Raw genomic sequence first — 23,030 nt, 5'->3', positions numbered from 1 at the left:
CGCAATGGTTGTCACCGGCCGGTTGGCCACGATCGCGGCGGTCGCCGCAGTGATCGTCATGGTCGCCCTGCCCTCGTGGATGGGCGTCGTCGTGATGACCGCGCTGCTGGCCGTGCTGATCGCGATCGACGCGAGTGCGTCGGCCCGGGGCGCGGACCTGGAGTTCGCGCGTGCGGATCTGACGACCGTGCGGGTGGGCCGTGCGGCCGCGGTGGAACTCACGGTGACCAACCGCGGCCGCCGCACGGCGCGCGGCATGCTCTGGGACGACTGGCCCGACAGCGTCCGTGCCGACCGGCGTACCCATCGGCTGAAGCTCGGCCCGAACACGCGCACCAGGCTCGTCACCGCCCTGACCCCGTCCTGCCGGGGTGACCGCGTGGCCGGACCGGTCACGGTGCGCCTGCTCGGCCCGCTGGGCCTGGCCGGGCGGCAGATCCGCAAGCAGGTCCCCGCGCGCGTGCGCGCCCTGCCGCCGTTCCGCAGCGAACGCATCCTGGCCTCGAAGGTCCGGCAGTTGCAGCAGCTCGAGGGCCGCAATGTGGTGAACATCCGCGGCCAGGGCGCCGAATTCGATTCCTTCCGTGAGTATGTCGCCGGTGACGACGTGCGCGCGATCGACTGGCGCGCCACCGCCCGCGCGAGTGACGTCCTGGTGCGCACCTGGCGTCCGGAACGTAATCGGCATGTTCTGCTGCTACTCGATACCGGCCGATACAGCGCCGGTTTGGTCGGCGGCGGCACCTCCGGCAGCGCCGAGGCCACCCGCCTGGAAACCAGTATCGAGGCCGCACTCCTGCTGGGCGGACTGGCCGCCGCGGCCGGAGACACCGTGGCCCTGCTCGCTTATGACCGCCAGGTCCGGGCCGAGGTGCGTACCGGCAGCGGTCAGGGCCTGCAACCCAAACTGATGCACGCCCTGGCGGGTATCGTGCCCGCCCTGGTCGACAGCGATACCAAGGCCATGGTCCGCGCGGCGGTCCAGCGCACCCGCCGCCGCAGCCTGGTCGTCTGGTTCACCGGTCTCGACGGCGCGATGGTCGAGGAGAACCTCCTGCCGGTCCTGCCCGTCCTGGCCCAACGTCACCGGGTTCTGCTCGTCTCGGTCACCGACCCCGATATCGCCACGGCCGCCACCCTCCGCGCCACCACTCCCGAGATCTACACCGCGGCCGCCGCCGAAAACCTCCTCGCCGAACGCGCCTTGGTCCAGGAATCCTTGCGCCGCAAGGGAATAGATGTGGTGGCCACCTCGCCCGCCCGTCTCCCCGAGGCCCTGGCCGACGAATACCTCGAGCTGAAGAAGTCCGGAGCCATGTAGTCCGCCGGATCCGGCGAACCAGCCGTCAGAACAGCCCGCGGCGTCTGTCTCCCCTGCATCGACGGCCTACCGAATGGGTGACGAGTGGGTGCTCGAGCCGCCATCGAGGCTGCTACCGCACTCCGTTGTGCCAGTGCGCCCGACACGGCAAGTGCGGTAGGAGTCCGAATCGACGAGGCGGTCCGGGCGGTCGGTGCGGGCCAGTCGGACGAGATCGGAGAACAGCCGCTCGCCGACTCGGGCGCGCGCCCCCGATGGCCGCCACCCCATCTCCCGCACCGCGACCTCCTCCTCCACAAAGCCCGGCCGATACCTCCCCGATTATCGCGGTAGGAGAAGGCGTGGCGCGATTCATTCATCCGTCCGGGCGCGACTGCCGGATGGGCGTCCCTCGTCGATTCAGGCGGTAGGGCGCCAAGCGGTATCGACCGGTCCCGGGGCCGGCGGAGTGAGCGCGGGCGCGCCGACGAGAAGTGGGGTAGCCGTGTGGGGTTGGGGGCGGGTGAGGGTTCGGCGTTGGCGTTCGGAGATCAGGGCGCCGAGGATTTGCAGGGGTGGGTAGGCGCTGGGCGGGGCGATGCGCAGCTGGGCGCAGGCCGCGTTGACCAGCGTGACACCGAGGGTGTGTTGTACCTCGACGGTGAGGGTCGGGTAGCGGGTGAGGTATTGGCGGATGGGCAGGGCCAGGTTCTCGGTGAGGCCGGACAGGTCCAGGTGCTGCGCCCAGTCCTGCAGCCAGGGCGGGGCGACGGCCAAGGCGGGCATGGGAATTCGGGCGCGATCGTGTACCACGACGGTCCCGGCGAGCACATCGCCGACGCGGCGGGCGCGAGGTGAGCACAGCGAGGTGAGCACCGCGATGACGCCGAAACCGCCCAGGCTCCAGAAGTCGACGATGACCCAGGTCAGGCCGCGAGTGAGCGCGTGGCGGAAATCGATCGGCCCGCCGTCCCCGCGCACCACACGCAGACCGAGCGCGATCTTGCCGACGGTGCGGCCGCGCAGCAGGGTCTCGCAGGTGACCGGATATCCGACCAGGACCGTGACGAAAACGACCAGCGCCACGGTCTGCAACCAGGCGATATCGGGCTCGAACTCGGTGATCACCACACCGATGAGCAGGACCAGCATCGCGCCGAGCGAGGCCTGCAACAGCAGGTCGATCAGCATCGCCGCGGCCCGCGTGGGGATTCGCGCGATGGGCAGGTCGAGGGCGACGGCCTCGCCGGTGGTGAATACGGCCATGATCTCAACAGCCTAATGGTGTGGCCCGCCCCGGTCGCCCCGGTCGGGAACGGATTGTCGGCGCGACAGGCTAGCCTCATATCCGATCAGCGGCCGGAATCGGCGGTACGGGAGGCATCCGATGGACGTGGACGCGTATGCGTATACCAACCGGCCTGCCTGGGATCGGCTGGATCAGCTGACCCGGCAGCGTCGCCTGTCCGGCGCCGAGGCCGACGAGTTGATGGCGCTGTACCGCCGTACCTCCCAGCAGTTGTCCCGATTGCAGTCGCATTCCCCGGATCCGGAATTGATCGGCGGACTCAGCGCCTTGCTGACCAGAGCTCGCGGTCGGGTGCTCGGCACGCGGGTCGAGGCATGGCGCGCGGTCGGACGATTCTTCACGCACACCTTCCCGGCGGCGCTGTATCGCGTCTGGCCGTGGTGGCTCGGCGTGGCCGCGGTCTTCCTGGCGATCACCGCCGGACTGAGCGTCTGGGTGTCCGGATCCGGTTCGGCCCGAAAGATTCTGGGCGTTTCCGGCGATACCCGCGATCTGACCGGACCGGGCGGCAGATTCGAGACCTACTACTCCGAGCACCCGCACGAGGCGTTCGCCGCGCAGGTGTGGACGCACAACGCCTGGGTTTCCGCTGTCGCCCTCTTCACCGGGCTGCTGATCCTCCCGGCGGTGTACGCGCTGTTCATGAACGCGCTCAATCTGGGCATCTCGGCGGGTCTGATGGCCGGCGCGGGCCGCCTGGACGCATTTTTCGGATTCATCCTCCCGCACGGAATGCTGGAGCTGACAGCGGTTTTCGTGGCCGGCGGCACGGGCCTGAAACTGGGCTGGACGCTGATCGACCCGGGCCGGTTCGCTCGCGCACAGGCGCTCGCCCGGCAGGGCAGAGCCTCGGCGACAGTGGCATTGGGCCTGGTGGGCGTGCTCGCGGTAGCTGGAACGATCGAGGGCTTCATCACCCCGAGTGGATGGCCCGCCCCGGCGCGGATCGGCATCGGCGTGGTGGCCGAACTGGCCTTCCTGACCTATGTGTTCGGCGCCGGGCGGCATGCGGCGCGGGAGTCGGCAGTTACCAGCGGGCGCACAGCCGGTTAACAGGAACGGATTCCGCGGGTCCGGAAGGACGATCCAGGCGGGAAATTTGAGAGCCACTGGCCGCAGCGAGTCCAGCTCAGCTGCGGCCAGCGTTACCGTCAACTCTACACAATCGTTATCCCGACGCAACCTCCGTTCTGCGGTTCCGGCGTATGTGTCACAGCTCGAAAACCGCACGTCGAGCGCGATGTCCGACACCTCCCGCAAACGCGCAGCGTCGCCATCAATGCAGTTGACGGTACCTGCGGTTCCGGTATTCGCCCGAACTCTCCCATTACTCCGAATCACCGAGATCGATAACCTTGACCACCCTCGAGGTAGGGTTTGCCGATTCCGTTCACCGACTGCCCACTCGACTTGAAAACGTGCATTTACCTGCACATTTGTCACATCAATAGAAAATGAAGAAAAGGTAGCCAGACAGTAAACAAACTTGAAGTTTGTTATCTCCGGCGCGTTCCGGAAAGCCGTCCAGCAATTACAGTCAATCGACGCATATGCACCCGATTATTCGACCCCGGACACTGATCCACGATCGTTTCAGATCGGCCCGCTATCAGACCGAACAGCCTGTCCAACGCCTCGGTGGCGGCGGGGAGTGCGGCGAAGATCACACCCTGATCTCGGCAGATGCGGGAGATAACAGCAGCCGAGTGCGTTGACCGATACGCGCGATCGCGCTCGGGGTGCCTTGCCGCACCCGGCGATCCCGGGTGGTCAGCGGCGCGGTCTGCAACGGATCCTCCGCGATCGTGCCCGGCAGCGGGCTGTGCCCCGATCGCAGCGTTCTCACTGCCCGGCCCGCCATGTGTGAGAACCGGCTGCGAGCACACCAACTGCCCTGTGCCGGAAACGAATACCAGCAGATGCGCCGCGCCGGCGGCATTGTCGACGATGGCTGTGTAATCCGCGCCGGCCCACGGGTCGAAGTACACCGGCGTCGACCCGGTACCCCACCGCGCCACCACCTGTCGCCGATGACAAACGCACCCCGCGAAAGTGTGTGAAATTACCGACAAGCCGATCCGGTCGGTCAATCGACGGCCGGCCGGCCGGATCGGCGCCGCCGGAACGACCGCGACACCCGCCGGAATCGACAGTGTTGTCGGGGTATGAAAAACGAGGTAGGGCCGGAGTTGAACTCCGGCCCTACCTCGTTCTGGTGGGCGAAGGGGGACTTGAACCCCCACGTCCCGAAGGACACTGGCACCTGAAGCCAGCGCGTCTGCCATTCCGCCACTCGCCCGAGCGACTCGAAGACAGTAGCACGGGCGCGGGGACGAGAAGAAATCGCCTGTTCACGGGCCTACACGGCGGTGTGGCGGGTTTGGGAACCCTGGGGAACCGCCGGGAGTTACAGGTGTGGACGATCGTGGATATCATGCAATGACCGTGTCCCTACGTCGACACGCGCTATCGGCGTGTCGCCAATCCTGAACGACGATCTGACGCATGTGCACCGGAGGAGGCAGAGATGGGGTTCGTGACCCGCTTCGAACGCCGCCTGCAAGGCGCGGTCGGGGACGCGTTCGCACGCGTCTTCGGCGGTAGCGTGGTCCCGCAGGAGGTGGAGGCGGCGCTGCAGCGCGAGGCCGCCGATCAGGTCACCGAACTGGAGGGTGGCCATCTGCTGGCTCCCAACAGCTATACCATCACCATCAATGCGGCGGACCTGCAGCAACTCGATGCCGATCATGAACTCACCACCCGGGCATTCGCCAAACACCTGCAGGATTACATCCGCGATCAGGGGTGGCAGACCTACGGTGATGTACACGTCGAATTCGAACCATCCCCTACGCTGCACACCGGGCAGTTCAGGACTCGCGGTCGGGTCGATCCCGATGCGGACCGCCGAAACCCGGCGGCCCGCGGACCTTCACCCGGCCGACCTGGACAACCCCGACAAAGACCCGCAAACCCGCAACCAGGAGCTGGCCCCATGACGCAGAACTCAGGCTACGACCCGAGTCGTGAGCCCGCGGAGTCCGATCCACGCAACCGCGGGTACGCGCCGCCGCCGGCGGGCCGCCCCGCGCAGGGCTACGACGACTACGGCCGCGGTGGCTATCAGGCGCCGCAGGGTGGTGGCTACCAAGCGCCGGGCGGTGGCGAATACGCCGCGCCCGACGCGCAGCAGGGTTACGGCGACTATCAGAGCGGCCAGGACTACCAGCAGGGTTACGGGCAGCAGCAGGGCTACGACCAGCACGGCGGGTACGACCAGGGCTACGACCAGCACGGCGGGTACGACCAGGGCGGGTACGGCCAGCAGGGTTACGCGGACCAGGGCCACCAGGGCTACAGCGACCAGGCCTACGGGCAACAGCAGGGTTACGCGGACCAGGGTGGCTACGGACAACAGCAGGCATACGGCCAGACTCCGGGCGGATACGACCAGGCTTACGGCCAGCAGCCGGGTTACGAACAGGGCTACCAACAGGGCTACGGCCAGCAGCAGGGCGGGTACGAACAGGGCGGCTACGGCCAGCAGCCCGGTTACGACCAGGGCTACGGCCAGCAGCCCGGCTACGCCGCGCCCGGCCAGGCGCCCGCGGGCGGTTCGGGGTACTCGGCCACGCTGCAGCTCGACGACGGCAGCGGCCGGACCTATCAGCTGCGTGAGGGAAGCAACATCATCGGCCGCGGCCAGGACGCGCACTTCCGGCTTCCCGATACCGGGGTGTCCCGGCGCCACATCGAGGTCCGGTGGGACGGTCAGGTCGCGATGCTCTCGGACCTCGGTTCCACCAACGGAACGCTGGTCAACGGCTCGCCGGTACAGGATTGGCAACTCGCCGACGGAGATATCATCCGCGCCGGACATTCCGAGATCCTGATCCGAATCGTCTGATCCCGTAAGCTCGCCGATGCAGGTCACGATGCGGCGCGAAAAACTCACCCTTATCGTGATCGCAACCGGTCATCGGCCCTATGATGCTGCCAACCCTCGGTCGGCAGCAGGTCCGTGCTGACCAGCAAGCCGGTTGGGGGTCGGACCGTCGAACCCACATCGGCCGGAATAGGAGGTGGAGCACCGTGCAGGGACTCATCCTGCAATTGACCCGTGCGGGGTTCCTACTGCTGTTGTGGCTGTTCGTATGGGCGGTGCTTCGAACCCTGCGCAGCGACATCTACGCGGCATCCGGCATCCGGATCCAGCCCCGGGCCGCACGCGGTTCCGCGGTGCTGCCATCCTTCAGCCGTGGCCAGAAGGGCGCCAAGTATCTAGTGGTGACTCAAGGTTCACTCGCCGGCACACGCATCACCCTGGGCGCCCAACCGGTGCTCATCGGGCGTGCCGACGATTCCACGCTGGTACTCACCGATGACTATGCCTCGACCAGGCATGCGCGACTCTCGCCGCGAGGCGAGGACTGGTACGTCGAAGATCTTGGTTCCACCAACGGGACCTATCTCGACCGCGCGAAGGTCACCACCCCGGTGCGGGTTCCGCTCGGGTCCCCCGTCCGTGTCGGTAAGACAGTGATCGAGCTGCGATCGTGACACTTGTTCTCCGTTACGCGGCGCGCAGCGACCGCGGACTCGTCCGAGGCAACAACGAGGATTCCGTCTACGCCGGTGCGCGCCTGCTGGCGCTGGCCGACGGAATGGGCGGCCATGCCGCCGGTGAAGTCGCCTCCCAACTGATGATCGCCGCACTCGCGCATCTCGACGATGACGAGCCCGGCGACGATCTGCTCGGCAAGCTGGATCGCGCGGTGCACGCGGGTAATGCCGCCATCGCCGACCAGGTCGAGGAAGAGCCCGAACTGGACGGCATGGGCACCACGCTCACGGCGATCCTGTTCGCGGGCAAGAAACTCGGCCTGGCGCATATCGGCGATTCGCGTGCGTACCTGTTCCGCGAGAACGAACTGGCCCAGATCACTCGCGACGACACGTTCGTCCAGTCGCTGGTGGACGAGGGGCGGATCACGCCCGAACAGGCACACACCCATCCGCAGCGGTCACTGATCATGCGGGCGCTCACCGGCAATGAGATCGATCCCACACTGATCATGCGGGAGGCGCGGGCGGGCGATCGCTATCTGCTCTGCTCGGATGGCCTCTCCGACGTGGTCAGCGATGAGACGATCGGAAATACGTTGCGGGAGGGCAACACCGACGAGGCGGCCGATCGCCTCATCGAACTCGCCCTGCGCAGCGGCGGCCCGGACAACGTCACCGTCGTCGTCGCTGACGTCATCGATCTGGACTACGGCCAGAGCCATCCGATCGTGGCCGGCGCCGCCTCCGGCGAGGACGAGGACACCCCGCCGCCCAACACCGCCGCCGGTCGCGCCGCTGCGATGCGCCCACCGCGGGCGGCCCCGCGGCGCGCCACGGTGGCCCAGGAGCCGCCCGAGCCCCGAAAAAGTCACAAACTGCGCTGGATCCTGCTGTCGCTCGCGCTGATCGCGGCCGTCGCGGTCGGACTCGTGGTGGGCTACAAGATGATTCGCAACAACTACTACGTCGGCGCCGACAACGGCAACGTCGTGATCGTGCGCGGATTGCCCGGATCGGTGCTCGGCTACTCGATCCACGACGTGAACCAGATCGCGTGCGTGCAGCGCGACGGGGAGCTCGGCCTGGCCGCTCCGGGCGAGAGCTTTCCCTCCGGCTGCAGGCAGTTGCAGGTCGCCGACCTCGAACAGACCGGCCGCGACAAGGTGAACAACGGCCTGCCCCCGGGCGCGTTCGATGATGCTCGCCGCCAGCTCGCCAAGCTCGCTCAGCAGGATCTGCTGCCGGCGTGCGCGACCCCGGCCTCGACGCCGCAGCCCACGCAGACTCCCGCACCCGCCGCTCCGAACGCTTCCACGCCGACGCCCGCCACGCCCGCCCCCGCCAGCGGCGACGGACGTCCCGGCGCGCCCGCACCGACCACCACCGTGCCCGCCACGCCGACGACCGCGTCGCAGGCCCCGCAGACTCCGGGGGAGAACTGCAGGAAGGCGGACTGATGTCCGCTCCGGCACCGCTGTCGGCGGGGGCCTTCCCGAGTCCTCCGGGCGGGTTCGCCCCTGCGCCACCGCCCTCGACTCGTCGTAACGTCGAACTTCTGCTGCTGGGGACGGCGGTGGTCGTGACCACTGTCGCACTGGTTCTGGTGGAGGCCGCTCAGGATCAGGGCGTCTCCTGGGAATGCGCCGAACTGGCCCTCGCCTATCTGGCGCTGTTCGCGGTCGCCCATCTGGCCGTGCGGCGTTTCGCACCGTTCGCCGATCCGCTGCTGCTGCCGATCGCGGCGCTGCTCAACGGCCTCGGCCTGGTGCTGATCCACCGCCTGGATCTGGCCGCGGCACAGACCGCGCGCACCAACTCGCTCCCGGTCCCCTCTCCCGATGTCGACCGCCAGGTGCTGTGGACCGCGGCGGGAATTCTGATCCTGGCCACCGTGCTGGTGGTGCTGCGCGACTATCGCGCGCTGGCCCGCTACAACTACTCGCTCGGGGCGTTCGGCCTGGTGCTGCTCCTGCTGCCCGCGGTACTGCCGGAACGGTTCACCACGACCAACCACGCGAGAATCTGGCTGCGGTTGCCCGGATTCACCGTCCAGCCGGGCGAATTCGCGAAGGTCCTGCTGGTCGTGTTCGCCGCGGCGCTGCTGGTGTCCAAACGCGACTGGTTCACCGCCGCCGGACGGCGCGCGTTCGGCATCGAACTGCCGCGGCTGCGCGATCTGGGCCCGCTCGTGCTGGTCTGGGTCGTCAGCGTCGCGGTGCTGGTGTTCGAACGGGATCTCGGCGTTTCGCTGCTGATCTTCGGCACCGTGCTGGCACTGCTGTACGTCGCGACCGAACGGGTGGGTTGGCTGGTCGTCGGCGGGGTACTTCTGATCGTCGGATTGGTCTTCGCCTACAACACATTCGTACCGATGCGAGCGCAGTTGCACACCTGGCTGCACCCTTTCTCGGATTACAACAACACCGGTTACCAAATCGCGCAGTCGCTGTTCGGACTGGCCACCGGCGGGCTCGCCGGTACCGGCCTGGGTAACGGACGTCCCGATCAGGTGCCCTTCGCCGAGACCGATTTCATCATCGCCACGGTCGGCGAGGAGCTCGGACTGATCGGGCTGGCCGCGGTACTGGTGCTGTTCACCATGTTGGTGGTGCGCGGTCTGCGCACGGCGCTGGCGGTGCGGGACAGTTTCGGCAAGCTGCTGGCCGCCGGACTCGCCTGCACGATTGCCGCACAGGTGTTCGTAGTTGTGGGCGGCGTCACCAAATTGATTCCGCGCAGCGGCCTGACCACGCCTTTTCTGTCGTACGGCGGATCCGCGCTGCTGGCCGAGTACGCGTTGCTGGCATTGTTGATAAGGATCTCCGACGCGGCTCGCGCACCGGCGCCGAGCCGGAGGAAGGAACCCGCGGCGATCGGCAATCCACCCACCGCGATATTGCGTACCGACTCGAGCCACCAGGCGAAGGGGGAACCGGCATGAACACACCACTGCGCCGCGTCGCCATGGCTGTCATGCTGATGACCGTCGCTCTGCTGCTCAACGCCACCTACGTCCAGGTGATCAAGGCCGACAGCCTGCGCAGCGATCCACGCAATTCCCGTGTGCTGCTGGACGAATACTCACGCCAGCGCGGGCAGATCTCGGCGTCGGGCACGGTGCTGGCCAGTTCGGTCTCCACCGACGACCGGTACAAGTACCTGCGCACCTACCCGACCGATCCGATGGCATACGCGCCGGTGACAGGCTTCTACTCGATGCAGTACGGCCGCACCGAACTCGAACTCGCCGAGGATTCGGTGCTCAACGGATCGGACAGCAAGCTGTTCGGCCGCCGCCTGATCGACCTCATCTCCGGCCGTGATCCCCGCGGCGGCAACGTCGTCACCACCATCAACCCGGTGATGCAGAAAGTTGCCTACGATCAGCTGACCAAGAACGGGTACACCGGTTCGGTGGTCGCCATCGAACCCAGTACGGGCCGCATCCTGGCCATGGTGTCCACGCCGAGCTACGACCCGAACCAGCTGTCCACGCACGACGGCGCGAGCAGCACGAAGGCATGGGAGCAGCTCAGCTCCGATCAGAAGCAGCCGCTGCTGAACCGCGCCATCTCGCAGACCTACCCGCCGGGTTCCTCCTTCAAGGTGATCACCTCGGCCGCGGCCCTGGCCTCGGGCATTCAGACCACCGACCAGTTCAGCGCCGACCCGCGAATCACGTTGCCCGACACCAATACGACGCTGGAGAATTTCGACGGCGAACACTGCGGCAACGGCGCCACCGCGACGATGGAGGAGGCCTTCGCCCTGTCCTGCAACACCGCGTACGCGCAGATCGGCATGAAGGTGGGCGCGGCCAAACTCAAGGACACCGCGGCGGCGTTCGGTATCGGCACCCACTCGGGTATCCCGATGCCGGTGGCCGACAGCACCGTCGGCACGATCCCGGACGAGGCATCCCTCGCGCAGAGCAGCATCGGTCAGCGCGACGTGGCCATCACCCCGCTGGACGACGCGGTCGTCGCGGCCACCGTCGCCAACGGCGGCGTGCGGATGGAACCGCATCTGGTGGATCAGACCCAGGGCCCGGACCTGTCCGAGCTGTCCAAGACCAAACCGGTGTCGGTCGGGCAGGCGATCAGCCCCCAGGTGGCCTCGACGCTGACCAGTATGATGATCGACTCGGAGAAGAACACGTACCAGGGCAACACCACTCCGTTCCAGATCGCCTCCAAAACCGGCACTGCCGAGCACGGCGCCAATCCCGGCACGACACCGGCGCACTGCTGGTACATCGGATTCGCACCCGCGCAGAACCCGAAGATCGCCATCGCGGTCGTCGTGGAGAACGGCGGCAACATGGGCCTGAAGGGCACCGGAGGTTTCGTGGCTTCCCCCGTCGGACGAGCCGTGCTCGAGGCCGGTCTGCAGGGGAGCTGAACGACGATGACCAAGTACACCTGCCGGAGTGGCCGGGGCCTGGAGGAGGCCGCCCGCATCATCGTGTGCGACCACCGCTGCGGCCCTGTCGAAGAAGGCCTACGGGGGCTCCCATGCTGACCAACGGTGCGATGATTGCGGACCGCTACAGATTGCAACGCCTGATCGCCACCGGCGGTATGGGCCAGGTGTGGGAGGCGCTGGACACCCGGCTCGACCGCCGGGTGGCGGTCAAGGTGCTCAAAGCCGAATTCTCCGCCGACCCGACGTTCCGGCACCGATTCCGGACCGAGGCTAAGACCACCGCACAGCTCAACCATCCGGGTATCGCTGGAATCTACGACTATGGCGAAACCCTGGACCCGCAGGGCGGCGAAACCGCCTATCTGGTCATGGAACTCGTCCAGGGCGAACCGCTCAACGCGGTGCTCAACCGGCTCGGCCGGCTGTCGGTGGTGCAGGGCCTGGACATGCTCGAGCAGACCAGCCGCGCACTCGAGGTGGCGCATGCCGCGGGCGTCGTGCACCGCGACGTGAAACCCGGCAACATCCTGGTCACGCCGACCGGTCAGGTGAAGATCACCGACTTCGGCATCGCCAAGGCGGTGGACGCGTCACCGGTGACCAAGACCGGCATGGTGATGGGCACGGCCCAGTACATCGCGCCCGAGCAGGCCACCGGCGAGGACGCCACCTCGTCCAGTGACGTGTATTCCCTGGGCGTGGTGGGGTACGAGGCGCTGGCCGGGCATCGCCCGTTCAGCGGTGACGGCGCGCTGACCGTGGCGATGAAACACGTCCGCGACACCCCGCCGCCGATGCCCTCGGATCTGCCGCCGAATGTGCGCGAGCTGATCGAGATCACCATGGCCAAGGATCCGGCACTGCGCTACAGCAGCGGCGGGGAGTTCGCCGACGCCGTGGCCGCGGTACGGTCCGGGCGACGTCCCCCGATGCCGCGCGCCATGGGTTCGACGCCGCAGGGCGGCGCGGCGCGGGTACTGCCGCCGCCGACGGGCGCGACCACGGTCCTGCCGCGCGACTACGAGGATCGCTACTCGAATTCCCAACGGCCGCAAGCACGTCCGGCGGGCGCGACGACCGCGATGCCCGGTCACCCGGACGACGGCCTGCCGTACGAGGACGAGCCCGGCATGAGCCGCACCACCAAATGGCTGCTCGGCCTGGGCATCGGCGCGCTGCTGCTGGGCGGTGCGGCGGCGTGGGTCCTGCTCAGCGGCAGCCCACCGCAGCAGTCGGTGACGCCGGCGGTCACCCATTCGACCACGGCCCCGGTGACGACCACCACGGCCGAACCGACCACGACCACCGACGAACCGACCACGACCAGGCATGTGGCCCCCCCGGTCGCGACCACCACGACGGCCCCGTCCACCACGACGACCCCGCCGTCCACGACCACCGGCGTCACCACGACCGCGGACGGGCCCACCACGACGACCAGCGGGCGGCATCATTCCAACCTGCCGCCATGGGCCACGGATGACTCGACATACCCCTCGGTGGACATACCATCGTTGCCGGGCGTTCCGGGAGTCAACGGATACAGCCAGAACGGTTACAGCCAGAACAGCTATTCCAACCACCACTCGCACAACCAGTACACCGACGTCAGCCCGCCGGATACCTCCTCACAAGGACTGCCATGACCACCCCGAAGAATCTGTCTTCTCGCTATGAGCTCGGCGAGATCATCGGATTCGGCGGAATGTCCGAGGTCCACAAGGCTCGGGACGAACGGCTGGGCCGCGATGTCGCCATCAAGGTGCTGCGCGCGGATCTCGCCCGCGACCCCACCTTCTACCTGCGATTCAAACGTGAGGCGCAGAATGCCGCCGCGCTGAACCATCCCGCCATCGTCGCGGTCTACGACACCGGCGAGGCGGAGGTGGACGGCGGTCCGCTGCCGTACATCGTGATGGAGTACGTGGACGGCGAGACGTTGCGCGATATGGTGCGCGGCGGCGGCCCGCTGGCCCCGCGACGTGCGATGGAGATCATCGCGGACGTGTGCGCGGCACTGGACTTCAGCCACAAGAACGGCATCGTGCACCGCGATATGAAGCCCGCCAACATCATGATCACCCGGCAGGGCGCGGTGAAGGTGATGGACTTCGGCATCGCCCGCGCGATCGCCGACAGTTCCAATCCGATGACCCAGACCGCGGCGGTCATCGGTACGGCGCAATATCTTTCGCCGGAACAGGCCCGCGGCGAACAGGTCGACGCGCGCTCGGATGTCTATTCGGTCGGCTGCGTGCTGTACGAAATTCTCACCGGCGAACCGCCTTTCACCGGCGACTCGCCGATCGCGGTGGCGTATCAGCACGTGCGGGAGGATCCGCAGCTGCCCTCCAACGTCCACGCGGGCGTGCCGCGCGAGTTGGATTCGGTCGTGCTCAAGGCGATGAGCAAGAATCCGGCGAACCGCTATCAGTCCGCCGCGGAGATGCGCTCGGATCTGATCCGCGTCCTGGGCGGGCAGAAGCCGCAGGCGCCGACGGTGATGACCGAGGAGGATCGCACGACATTCCTCGGCGCGGTCGACGCACCGCGTCCGGAGCAGGATTCCGAGGACTCCGCTGCTCCCCGTCCGCGCGATCCACGCCGCACCATGCTGATCGGCGGGATCGCCGCCGGTGTCGTGGTGGTGCTGGCGGCGCTGTACTGGGTTTTCCTCGGTCCCGGAAGCAGTTTCAATCAGGTCGGCATCCCCGATCTGGCGAACAAACCGGCCGCCCAGGCGCAGAACGAATTGCAGAAGGCCGGATTCTCGGTGGCCATTCAGCAGAAGTCCGACGGTAGGACCGCGAGCGGGAACGTCATCGAGACGCAGCCGCTGGGCGGTTCGCGCGCGCCGAAGGGCAGCACCGTCACCATGCAGGTGTCCACCGGTCCGGCGCAGATCCCGGTACCCCGGCTGGCCCGGCTGAGCCAGCAGCAGGCCGAACAGCAACTCACCGCCCTCGGGCTGCAACTGGACCCGAATATCGGTCACGACGCGTCCAGCGTCGAGGACAAGGACAAGGTGGTGAACCAGAATCCGCCCGAGGGCTCGAAGATCGATGCGGGCAGTAAGGTCACCATCTCCCTCGGCAAGGGCCCGGATCAGGTGCGGGTGCCGCAGGTGGTGGGTCAGTCGCTCACCGTGGCCGAGCCGAATCTGACCGCCAGCAGCGGTTTCAAGGTGGTCGTGCAGCGGGTGCCCTCGTCGCGGCCGAGCGGCGAGGTGATCGCGACCGATCCGCCGGGCGGGTCGATGGCGGACAAGGGTTCGACGGTGACGGTGCAGGTGTCCAGCGATCAGATCACCATGCCGAATCTGGCCGGACTGACCTCCGCACAGGCCGTGGACAAATTGCGTGCGGCCGGGTGGACCGGTGGCGTCGGCCAGATCAGCCAGACCACCCAAGGCACCTTCGACGCGGGCAGCGTCGGGCGGATCGTCGATCAGCAGCCGAAGGCGAATTCGACGATCTCCAAGGATGCGACGATAACGATCGTCACGGGGGTGCTGGGCCCGCCCTGACCGCGGTCGGGGGAAAGTGACTCGCGCGCAATCCGCTTCAGCCGGGGCGAACCGGCTTCAGCCCAGCTCGAGGTGGCGGTTCATCGACATGGCCTCCTCGGCCATATCGGCCAGTTCGATCACCTCGACGCCGTGTTCACGCAGTTTCTCCACCCCGACACAGTCCGCGACGAAGGTGGACGGTTCCCGCCAGGCGATGACCACCCGCCGGATTCCGGCGGCGAGAATACGATCGGTACACGGCGCGCGATCCTCGGAGGCCCGCTGCGAACAGGGCTCCAGCGTGCTGTAGAGGGTCGCGTGCGCGAGACGGGGATCGTCGCCGAGCTTGTTCAACGCGGATTCCTCGGCATGCACCTTCGCATCGGTCTCCCGCGAATACCCGTGCGCGAGTTCGATATCGTCCTCGTCGACGATCACCGCCCCGACCGAGAACGCCCCCGGACTCTTCGGGCACAACCGAGCCAGCTCGATGGCATGCCGCATCCGAGCCCGCCGCGCCTGATCTTCACCGGACAAGTCGGCACCTCCCGACGTTGCCTACCCGCCTTACGAAATCGGTTGTCACGCTGGCAATTCCCTTCGAGCAGCCGACTGCTTCAGATGTCATCGGCAGATGGGCGATACCGCCGACCGACCATCGTCCGCCTCCATTCTGCTCCGCAAAACGACCGGATAGGCGGTCGGGTGAGATGCCGGGACCGACCGCGGGCCTCCACCTGGAATCGGCCGCGCCACGCATCGGCCATCGGCCGCGCCACGCATCGGCCCATCGGCCGCGGACGGCGAGGCAGTTTCAGGTACCGGCTTTGTGGCCCTTGGGTAGATAGCGCAACACAGCGATATCCCCGACGCGGGTCACGCCGGCCAAGTCCATTCTGCGTCCGGAACCGCCCGGGTAGGGGGCCGGGTGCAGGAAGCGAGGCGCCCTGGAATCTCCGACCAGGATGGGGGCTACGGCCACCAGGAGCTCGTCGGCGAGGTCGGCGGACAGGAAGGCGGTATGGATCTGCCCGCCGCCCTCGACCATGAGGCGGGCGATGTCGCGGCGGCCGAGGTCCTCCAGTAGTTCACCGAAATCGATTGCGGCGCCCAGCGATACGACCTCGGCGAGACCCGCGAGGCGGTCGGTGAGCCGGCTCGAGCCGACATCGGTGGTGTAGACGAGCTTGTCGCCGCCGTGATGCCAGACGCGCAGGGCCGGGTCCAGGTCACCGCTCGCGCTGACGGTGACCTTCACCGGGTGCTCCGGCTTCCCCACGGCGATCCGCCTGGCGCGGCGATCCGCATCGGTGACCAGCAGCCGGGGGTTGTCGCTGCGCAGGGTCTGCGCGCCGACCAGGATCGCGTCGGAATCCGCGCGCACCGCGTCGACCCGATCGAAATCCGCGGGATTGGACAGCAGCAGCCGATCCGGGCTCGCGTCGTCGAGATAACCGTCGAGGCTGACCGCCGCGGAGAGCAGCACATACGGTCGCTTGCCGCCGTTGTCGCTCATGACCTCGTCTCGCTCGCACCCGAACCCGTCCGGCGCGGCGCGCGCTGTGCCGATGGTTCGCTCACACCAGCGCCGCGACCTCCGCCTCCAACGTCTCGATCAGCGGTTCGGCCGGACGCTCACCGCAGATCTCGAGCCAGTTGGCGAGCATCCGGTGCCCGCCCTGGGTGAGCACCGATTCGGGGTGGAACTGCACGCCGTGAATGGGCAGGGTGCGATGCCGCATGGCCATCACGATGCCGCTCTCGGTCCGGCCGAGCACCTCGATCTCCTCCGGGAGGGTGTCCTCGAGGACGGTGAGCGAGTGGTAGCGGGTCGCGGTGAACGGATCCGGCAGTCCGGCCAGCACACCTGCTCCGACGTGGAATACCGAACTGGTCTTGCCGTGCAGCAGCTCTGCGGCGCGGGTGACCGTCGCGCCGAACGCCTCGCCGATCGCCTGATGCCCGAGGCACACTCCGAGCAGCGGGACCCGATGGCGAGCGCAGGCGCGCACCAGCTCGATACTGGCGCCGGCGCGATCCGGGGTTCCCGGCCCGGGACTGATCAACAGGCCGTCGAATTCGGTGACGACCCGGTCCGGATCCGCCACCTGTGGATCGTCGTTGCGCCACACCGTCGCCTCGACGCCCAGCTGGCCCAGGTACTGCACCAGGTTGAACACGAAGCTGTCGTAGTTGTCGACGACCAGTACACGCATGGCGCAAGCCTACGGGGTGCCTGATCCGACGTCGCGCGAATACCGGCGCACCGCCCCGTCGACGCCCCGGCGAGCTGTTCGCGAGCACCGCGAGCCACGCGCGTACACCCAGCTGGGATAGCCTGAGGGCAGACCGGCGACGCCGGGCGTCGCGCGCGCATGCCCCCGCCGGTACGACCCGCACCCGAATACGAGGACGTCATGCCCAAGTCGAAGGTCCGCAAGAAGACCGATCATACGATCAACCCTGCCAGTCGCACCCCAGTCAAGATCAAGGGCGGCCCCTCCTCGGTCTGGTACGTCAGCATCATGCTCGGCTTCATGCTGGCCGGGCTGGCCTGGCTGATCGTGTACTACCTGGCCAGCGACAAGCTGACCTGGATGGCCAACCTCGACGCCTGGAACTTCCTGATCGGCTTCGGACTCATGGTCGTCGGCCTGGTCATGACGATGCGGTGGCGCTGACCTCGCGCGAAGCGTGCTTACACCTGTGTTATTCATGCACACCTGTGGATGAGCCTGTGGACAACTCGAGGAGCGATTGGGGATCGTGACGGCATCCGAGCCGGTGTCCCGGCTGCAATGGTCCACTCCGCCGCTGGCCCTGGTTACGGCCGCTGTGGGCGGAATCGTGCTGGCCGCGGCCGCCGTGTTCACCGGCGACGCGCCGAGCCGCCTGCTGGTCGGTCTCGCGGCGATACTGCTGCTCGGGTTGGCCGCGCTCGGACTGCGGCAACGCCCGCGAATCACCATCGTTCCCGGTCAACGCCCCGTGCTGGTCGTGCGCGGGCTGCTGGGTGCGGTGGAGTATCCGCCGGAGCGGATCCTGCGAGCCCGGGTGGTGAGTTTCCGGCGGCTCGGGCGCAAATCACCCAATCTGGAAATCGACGTCGAGCACAATGGTGAGGACCGGCTGCTCATCTTCGGTCGCTGGGATCTGGGCGTCCATCCCCAGGACGTCATGGACGCACTCGTAGCGCACGGCCTGGCCGCGCACTGACCCGCCGGGTCAAGAACCGATCGAGGCCGCCGCCGCACCGATCAGCACGAGCGCCAGCACCGCAACCAGCGCCACGGCGGCCCACCCGGCCCGCAGTCCCGTTCGCTGGGTGCGAACCCGCAACCACTGCGGCCCGTACAGCAGCCCGACCGTGGCCAGCGTGCCCGCGGCCAGGCCGCCGAGATGCCCCCACAGCGAGATACCGGGCACCGAAACGCTGATGATCAGGTTGATCGCGATCACGACCAGCAGCTGCGTGGGACTGCGCCGCAGTCGCAGCAGCACGACGGTCAGCGCGCCGAACAGCCCGAAAATGGCTCCCGACGCACCCGCGGTCGCATCGTTCGGGGCCAGCCACATCACCGCGGCCGCGCCGCCGAGCAGTGACGTCAGATAGATCGCCAGATAACGCCACCGGCCCAGCGCCGTCTCCGCATCGCGCCCGAGCAGATACAGCGCGAACATGTTGACCACCAGATGCAGCGGGCCGTAATGCAGGAAGGCTCCCCCGACCACGCGAATCCACTGGCCCTGGGCGACCGCGCGCGGCGCGAGCACCCAGTCGTAGAACAGATTCGAGGAACTGTTGGCGGCCACGCTGTGCGCCTGGATGGCGGTGATCACGAACACCGCGACGTTCAGTGCGATCAGCACATAGGTCACATACGGCGTGGGCCGCGTCGGAACCGGGGCGCCCACGGGTGTGCGCGCCTGCCGCACGTCACGGTGTCCCTGAGCCACGCATTCCACACACTGCTGTCCGACGGCCGCTTCGCGCAGACATTCCGGACAGGCGGGCCGCCCGCACCGAGTGCATGCCAGACCGGTGGTCCGGTCGTGATGGCGGAAACAGGTCGGTGCGGGCGGTTGGGGATTCACGAAACTCCGTGTTCATCGACTTCGAGCGGCGCGAGGGCAGTAATTGCACGCTACCCTCGCAAATCGGACCGCTCATCCCGGGCGAAGGAAATCAGTCGAGCGTGATGCCGGAGATGACCACCGGCTCCTTCGGCCGATCGTTGCGATCCACGGCGGTGGTCGCGATGGAGTCCACGACCTTGCGCGAATCCGGCTCCAGCACCTCACCGAAGATGGTGTGCTTGCGGTTCAGGTGCGGCTGCGGGCCGACGGTGATGAAGAACTGCGAACCGTTGGTCCCCGGCCCGGCGTTCGCCATCGCCAGCAGATAGCCGCGGTCGAAACGCAGTTCCGGGTGGAATTCGTCACCGAACTCGTACCCAGGGCCACCGCGACCGGTTCCCGTCGGATCGCCACCCTGAATCATGAACCCCTCGATGACCCGGTGAAAGGTGCTGCCGTCGTAGAACGGGCCGGTGGTGCTCCCGCCGGCGTTCTGCGTCGTGTACGACGTGCTGCCATCGGCCAGAGCGATGAAGTTGCGCACCGTTTTCGGAGCATGGTTACCGAAAAGCGAGATCTTGATATCACCGTGGTTCGTATGCAGCGTTGCCACGGAGGTCTGATTCGGTGAAGTCACGCCGAACATGTTGGCACAGCTCCCCCGCCTACCCGCGATTCAGCGCACCGGTAGGTGCCACGAAATTTCCGCTGCGGACTCACCGTCGACCGGCACTCCCCTTCCGGGCGAACCCGATGAGTCACCCGTGTGCCACTGAAACCCGTCGTTGCGTAGGCGTCGGACGGTCGGTGCCACGCGACTTGCGGTGCCGAGTCACGTGGCCACCTCTGCGTGTGCACGTGCCCAGCCGGTGCCATGTAGACGCGAGGGTCGATGCGCGCGAAATCGGATCGGTCGACACTGCCGCAGGACGCGTTGCCCGTCACGGTTGGAGCGCTTCCGAAAGTCTCGGGCTCGATGGCTCCGTACCTGCAAAGGCTGACGCTCCGGCGGTGCACATTGGCAGCCAACTCTGCCGCACCGCCGTACGCGACGTGCACGAACCCGATCAGGTGTGCGGCCAAGCTGCCGATCTGCCAGTGCCAGCGACGGATGCCGCGATATTTCCTCGGCGGCTTGCGCAACTGTCGATGGAGACTATGCGCGGGTGCGGTTCCTTGCGGACTCTTTGTCCCGCAATGTTATTCGGTCCGCTGTCCGGGGCCGGCCGGTCAGTACTGGATGGCGTGCTGGGGGTGTGTGCCGTTGGTGCTGTAGCCGAGGCGGGGCGGCTCGGGAGCGGGTGCCGGGAGTTGCGGGCGACGGGTGGCGACCCGCCACGCGGCCCCGCCTGCGACGGCGGCCAGAACTGCGACGATCAACCGGTTGCGCAACCGGCTCTTGCGGGAACTGCCCAACTGCATACGAACACTGTGTCACAGCCGCGCCCTTCGCGCAGTGTGCGCTGCTCAGCCCCGGTGTGGCATCACCGGCTGACGGTCCGCTCGAACTGACGCAGCGATAACGGCACGAACACCGCCAGCAGGACGACCACCCAGATCAGGGTGGTCAGCACCGGATGCCGCATGGACCACACATCCGGGGGCGGGGTGAGCGAACTGGTGTTGCCGAACAGTTCGCGGGTCGCCTGCGTCACCGCCGACACCGGATTCCAGTCGGCGAAAACCCTTAGCGGCGTTGGCAGTTGACCACTGGGTACGAAGGTGTTCGCGATGAATGTCAGGGGGAAGATCACCATGAAACTCGCGTTGTTGAACACCTCGGGCGCCCGGACCAGCAAACCGACCACGGCCATCATCCACGACACCGCGTAGGCGAACAGCAGAAGCAGCACATAGCCGAGCACACCGTCCAGAAAGGACCCGCGAATTCGCCAGCCGATCAGCAGTCCGGTGATCGACATCACCACGAGGCTCACCACATTGATCACCACATCGGCGACCGTGCGCCCGATCAGCACCGCGGCCGGGGCCATGGGCAGCGAGCGGAACCGGTCGATGATGCCCTTCTGCATATCTTCGGCCAGGCTGGACCCGGTGAACGTCGCACCGAACACGGCCGTCTGCGCGAAGATGCCCGCGATCAGGAACTCGCGGTAGGAGGTGCCCGTGACCTTGATCGCCGAGCCGAAGATGTACGCGAACAGCAGTACGAACATGATCGGCGCGAGCGTCGAGAAGATCAGCACATCGGGCACTCGCCGAATCTTGATGACGTTGCGCTTGGTGACCGTCACGCTGTCGCTGATCATCATCCGCGCGCGCTCGAGCAGCGAGGGATCGCCGGTAACGGCTCTCACAGAGGTCATCGTGCGGATCCTTCCGTGGTGTCCCCGACCGCCGGATCGCCCTCGCCCACACCGGATTCCCGCGCTTCGTGCCCGGTGAGGGTGAGGAAGACATCGTCGAGCGAGGGGCGGCGCAGCCCGACGTCGTGGATCTTGACCTCACGGGCGGTGAGCCGCCCGATCGCGTCGACCAGGGCCTGCGAACCATCGCTGACCGGCACGGCGATCCGGCGCAGGCCCGGTTCGACATGGATCTCCCCGACCGCCAGTCCGGCCAGGGCCTCTCGCGCGACGTCCAGGCTGTCGACATGGTCGACAGTCAGCTCTATGCGATCGCCGCCGACCATGGTCTTGAGTTCGTCGGCGGTACCGCGGGCGATCACCGAGCCGTGATCGATGACCGCGATCGCATCGGCCAGCCGATCCGCCTCCTCCATGTCCTGCGTGGTCAGCAGCAGGGTGGTACCGGCGGCGACCAGTTCCTCGATGACGTCCCACAGATCCAGCCGGGCGCGCGGATCCAGGCCGGTGGTCGGCTCGTCCAGGAACAGCACCGGCGGATTGGCTACCAACGCCCCGGCCAGATCCAGACGCCGCCGCATACCGCCGGAGTAGCCCTTGACCGGGCGATCGGCCGCATCCGCGAGATTGAACCGCGCGAGCAGTTCGCGGGCCCGCTGCCTGCTGCGTGTCACGCCGAGGTGGTACAGCCGGCCGACCATCTCGAGGTTCTCGAAACCGGTGAGATATTCGTCCACGGCCGCGTACTGGCCCGATGCCCCGATGCGCGAGCGCAGTCGCCGCGGCTCGCGCAAGACATCGATTCCGGCAACCGTGGCGCGACCGGAATCGGGCGCCAGCAGGGTGGTGAACACCCGGACCGCGGTGGTCTTGCCCGCGCCGTTGGGGCCGAGCAGCGCGGTCACGGTGCCCCCGGGGACGCGCAGATCCAGCCCGTCCAGGGCGACGAGGCGGCCGTACTTCTTGACCAGGCCCTCGGCGATGATGGCATCGGCCATGAGCTCTCCTGACGTTCCCACCGGCCGCGGACCGGATCGGCGGATCTCGCGGCAAGTATTGCCCAGACCACCGACAAAGTCTTCGAATATCGCCCCTGCCAGGGAATATTTCGGCGGACCGGTCGACGCGGGCGGAAGGTCGGGGGCCGCACCCCGGGGTCCGGCGGGTGCTCGGGGGTGCCGGCGGGATGCGACCGATGTCATCGTCTCGTCCGGCCGTCCGATATGCGTGAGTACCGCGCTACCCGACTCCGCGAAAACCGCTACTCGACCGCCCGGCCCGCCACTCCCGGACACGCCCGGAATATGCACTTCTCAATTGCGACCATGTCGCGAATTCGCATACCGACCGGTCGACAGCGACCATCCAGCGAACCGGTAAGCATGTGCCGAGTTCATCGAAAATGCGCATCCGGCAACAGATTTCAATATCTCGAGGATGGGCGAAGAGTTCAGCGGCGACGGTCCAGCAGCCCTATCGACACGCCCACTGGAAAAACTTTCGAAAAGTGGCAGCCCT

The 23,030-nt window shown here is 67.3% G+C and carries 21 protein-coding genes and 1 tRNA gene; 11 read left to right on the top strand and 11 right to left on the bottom strand.

Features of this window, described 5'->3' with window-relative positions; all coding sequences use genetic code 11:
• Positions 1 to 4 precede the first annotated feature (4 nt).
• Complete coding sequence (locus tag NV1_RS02315; RefSeq protein WP_067884893.1) at positions 5 to 1,321, top strand: DUF58 domain-containing protein; 1,317 nt, start codon at positions 5 to 7, stop codon at positions 1,319 to 1,321.
• Between the two features lie 399 nt (positions 1,322 to 1,720).
• On the opposite strand, the gene NV1_RS02305 is transcribed toward NV1_RS02315, so the two are convergent.
• Positions 1,721 to 2,566, bottom strand: coding sequence for an RDD family protein (locus NV1_RS02305; protein WP_067884889.1), 846 nt, complete (start codon positions 2,564 to 2,566; stop codon positions 1,721 to 1,723).
• 121 nt (positions 2,567 to 2,687) lie between these two features.
• Between NV1_RS02305 and NV1_RS02300 the strand changes: the two genes are divergently transcribed.
• Positions 2,688 to 3,662 (top strand): stage II sporulation protein M, encoded by a 975-nt coding sequence (locus NV1_RS02300; protein ID WP_067884887.1) that lies wholly within the window; start codon positions 2,688 to 2,690, stop codon positions 3,660 to 3,662.
• Positions 3,663 to 4,272: 610 nt separating this feature from the next.
• Here the strand turns inward: NV1_RS02300 and NV1_RS43135 are convergent.
• Together NV1_RS43135 and NV1_RS02290 are read right to left on the bottom strand one after the other, a co-directional pair.
• On the bottom strand, positions 4,273 to 4,455 hold the full coding sequence (locus tag NV1_RS43135) for a hypothetical protein (RefSeq protein ID WP_157116423.1): 183 nt from the start codon (positions 4,453 to 4,455) through the stop codon (positions 4,273 to 4,275).
• Between the two features lie 367 nt (positions 4,456 to 4,822).
• Positions 4,823 to 4,908, bottom strand: a tRNA-Leu gene (locus tag NV1_RS02290).
• 228 nt (positions 4,909 to 5,136) lie between these two features.
• Between NV1_RS02290 and NV1_RS02285 the strand changes: the two genes are divergently transcribed.
• From NV1_RS02285 to pknB, 7 genes are all read left to right on the top strand, one after another.
• On the top strand, positions 5,137 to 6,516 hold the full coding sequence (locus NV1_RS02285) for an FHA domain-containing protein (protein ID WP_067884883.1): 1,380 nt from the start codon (positions 5,137 to 5,139) through the stop codon (positions 6,514 to 6,516).
• A gap of 185 nt (positions 6,517 to 6,701) precedes the next feature.
• Entirely contained in the window at positions 6,702 to 7,169 is a 468-nt protein-coding gene (locus NV1_RS02280; protein ID WP_040817010.1) for an FHA domain-containing protein FhaB/FipA, read from the top strand.
• Positions 7,166 to 8,632, top strand: coding sequence for a PP2C family protein-serine/threonine phosphatase (locus NV1_RS02275; RefSeq protein ID WP_067884881.1), 1,467 nt, complete (start codon positions 7,166 to 7,168; stop codon positions 8,630 to 8,632). The genes NV1_RS02280 and NV1_RS02275 overlap by 4 nt, the downstream gene beginning before the upstream one ends.
• Positions 8,632 to 10,116 (top strand): FtsW/RodA/SpoVE family cell cycle protein, encoded by a 1,485-nt coding sequence (locus NV1_RS02270; protein ID WP_067884879.1) that lies wholly within the window; start codon positions 8,632 to 8,634, stop codon positions 10,114 to 10,116. The genes NV1_RS02275 and NV1_RS02270 overlap by 1 nt, the downstream gene beginning before the upstream one ends.
• Positions 10,113 to 11,576: a peptidoglycan D,D-transpeptidase FtsI family protein gene (locus tag NV1_RS02265; RefSeq protein WP_067884877.1), complete on the top strand. Its 1,464-nt coding sequence runs from the start codon at positions 10,113 to 10,115 to the stop codon at positions 11,574 to 11,576. The genes NV1_RS02270 and NV1_RS02265 overlap by 4 nt, the downstream gene beginning before the upstream one ends.
• Positions 11,577 to 11,689: 113 nt before the next feature.
• Positions 11,690 to 13,246, top strand: coding sequence for a protein kinase domain-containing protein (locus NV1_RS02260; protein WP_067884875.1), 1,557 nt, complete (start codon positions 11,690 to 11,692; stop codon positions 13,244 to 13,246).
• Positions 13,243 to 15,126 carry a Stk1 family PASTA domain-containing Ser/Thr kinase gene (gene pknB, locus NV1_RS02255; protein WP_067884873.1) on the top strand — a complete coding sequence of 628 codons (1,884 nt, stop codon included), beginning with the start codon at positions 13,243 to 13,245 and terminating at the stop codon, positions 15,124 to 15,126. Before NV1_RS02260 ends, pknB begins: the two co-directional genes overlap by 4 nt.
• Positions 15,127 to 15,183: 57 nt before the next feature.
• Here the strand turns inward: pknB and NV1_RS02250 are convergent, their stop codons facing one another.
• From NV1_RS02250 to NV1_RS02240, 3 genes are all read right to left on the bottom strand, one after another.
• A complete protein-coding gene (locus tag NV1_RS02250; RefSeq protein WP_245713512.1) occupies positions 15,184 to 15,645 on the bottom strand; it encodes a deaminase in 462 nt (153 codons plus the stop codon).
• Between the two features lie 277 nt (positions 15,646 to 15,922).
• A complete protein-coding gene (locus NV1_RS02245) occupies positions 15,923 to 16,624 on the bottom strand; it encodes a RibD family protein (protein WP_067884868.1) in 702 nt (233 codons plus the stop codon).
• Between the two features lie 61 nt (positions 16,625 to 16,685).
• Complete coding sequence (locus NV1_RS02240; protein WP_067884866.1) at positions 16,686 to 17,324, bottom strand: aminodeoxychorismate/anthranilate synthase component II; 639 nt, start codon at positions 17,322 to 17,324, stop codon at positions 16,686 to 16,688.
• 201 nt (positions 17,325 to 17,525) lie between these two features.
• On the opposite strand from NV1_RS02240, the gene crgA reads away from it, so the two are divergent.
• Positions 17,526 to 17,789, top strand: coding sequence for a cell division protein CrgA (crgA, locus tag NV1_RS02235; RefSeq protein WP_067885096.1), 264 nt, complete (start codon positions 17,526 to 17,528; stop codon positions 17,787 to 17,789).
• Positions 17,790 to 17,874: 85 nt separating this feature from the next.
• Positions 17,875 to 18,324, top strand: coding sequence for a PH domain-containing protein (locus NV1_RS02230; protein ID WP_067884864.1), 450 nt, complete (start codon positions 17,875 to 17,877; stop codon positions 18,322 to 18,324).
• Between the two features lie 9 nt (positions 18,325 to 18,333).
• Here the strand turns inward: NV1_RS02230 and NV1_RS02225 are convergent, their stop codons facing one another.
• The 5 genes from NV1_RS02225 to NV1_RS02205 all read right to left on the bottom strand — a co-directional run bounded on the left by NV1_RS02225 (position 18,334) and on the right by NV1_RS02205 (position 22,510).
• Entirely contained in the window at positions 18,334 to 19,203 is an 870-nt protein-coding gene (locus NV1_RS02225; RefSeq protein ID WP_067884862.1) for a rhomboid family intramembrane serine protease, read from the bottom strand.
• Positions 19,204 to 19,294: 91 nt separating this feature from the next.
• Positions 19,295 to 19,822, bottom strand: coding sequence for a peptidylprolyl isomerase (locus NV1_RS02220; protein ID WP_067885093.1), 528 nt, complete (start codon positions 19,820 to 19,822; stop codon positions 19,295 to 19,297).
• A gap of 593 nt (positions 19,823 to 20,415) precedes the next feature.
• Positions 20,416 to 20,607, bottom strand: a complete 192-nt coding sequence (locus NV1_RS02215) for a hypothetical protein (protein ID WP_067884860.1) — start codon at positions 20,605 to 20,607, stop codon at positions 20,416 to 20,418.
• A gap of 62 nt (positions 20,608 to 20,669) precedes the next feature.
• Entirely contained in the window at positions 20,670 to 21,512 is an 843-nt protein-coding gene (locus NV1_RS02210) for an ABC transporter permease (protein WP_067884857.1), read from the bottom strand.
• Entirely contained in the window at positions 21,509 to 22,510 is a 1,002-nt protein-coding gene (locus NV1_RS02205; RefSeq protein WP_067884856.1) for an ATP-binding cassette domain-containing protein, read from the bottom strand. Before NV1_RS02205 ends, NV1_RS02210 begins: the two co-directional genes overlap by 4 nt.
• Positions 22,511 to 23,030: the final 520 nt, after the last annotated feature.

Source organism: Nocardia vaccinii NBRC 15922 (genome assembly GCF_001613305.1).
GTDB lineage: Bacteria > Actinomycetota > Actinomycetes > Mycobacteriales > Mycobacteriaceae > Nocardia > Nocardia vaccinii.
The sequence above is the reverse complement of the archived record's forward strand: the minus strand, read 5'-3'. Positions and strand labels throughout refer to the sequence as shown.

Bases quoted from the DNA above. Each gene is read 5' to 3' on its own strand.
- NV1_RS02315 (WP_067884893.1), top strand. From the start codon at position 5: ATGGTTGTCACCGGCCGGTTGGCCACGATCGCGGCGGTCGCCGCAGTG.
- NV1_RS02305 (WP_067884889.1), bottom strand. From the start codon at position 2,566: ATGGCCGTATTCACCACCGGCGAGGCCGTCGCCCTCGACCTGCCCATC.
- NV1_RS02300 (WP_067884887.1), top strand. From the start codon at position 2,688: ATGGACGTGGACGCGTATGCGTATACCAACCGGCCTGCCTGGGATCGG.
- NV1_RS02285 (WP_067884883.1), top strand. From the start codon at position 5,137: ATGGGGTTCGTGACCCGCTTCGAACGCCGCCTGCAAGGCGCGGTCGGG.
- NV1_RS02270 (WP_067884879.1), top strand. From the start codon at position 8,632: ATGTCCGCTCCGGCACCGCTGTCGGCGGGGGCCTTCCCGAGTCCTCCG.
- NV1_RS02265 (WP_067884877.1), top strand. From the start codon at position 10,113: ATGAACACACCACTGCGCCGCGTCGCCATGGCTGTCATGCTGATGACC.
- NV1_RS02260 (WP_067884875.1), top strand. From the start codon at position 11,690: ATGCTGACCAACGGTGCGATGATTGCGGACCGCTACAGATTGCAACGC.
- pknB (WP_067884873.1), top strand. From the start codon at position 13,243: ATGACCACCCCGAAGAATCTGTCTTCTCGCTATGAGCTCGGCGAGATC.
- NV1_RS02245 (WP_067884868.1), bottom strand. From the start codon at position 16,624: ATGAGCGACAACGGCGGCAAGCGACCGTATGTGCTGCTCTCCGCGGCG.
- NV1_RS02240 (WP_067884866.1), bottom strand. From the start codon at position 17,324: ATGCGTGTACTGGTCGTCGACAACTACGACAGCTTCGTGTTCAACCTG.
- crgA (WP_067885096.1), top strand. From the start codon at position 17,526: ATGCCCAAGTCGAAGGTCCGCAAGAAGACCGATCATACGATCAACCCT.
- NV1_RS02215 (WP_067884860.1), bottom strand. From the start codon at position 20,607: ATGCAGTTGGGCAGTTCCCGCAAGAGCCGGTTGCGCAACCGGTTGATC.
- NV1_RS02210 (WP_067884857.1), bottom strand. From the start codon at position 21,512: ATGACCTCTGTGAGAGCCGTTACCGGCGATCCCTCGCTGCTCGAGCGC.
- NV1_RS02205 (WP_067884856.1), bottom strand. From the start codon at position 22,510: ATGGCCGATGCCATCATCGCCGAGGGCCTGGTCAAGAAGTACGGCCGC.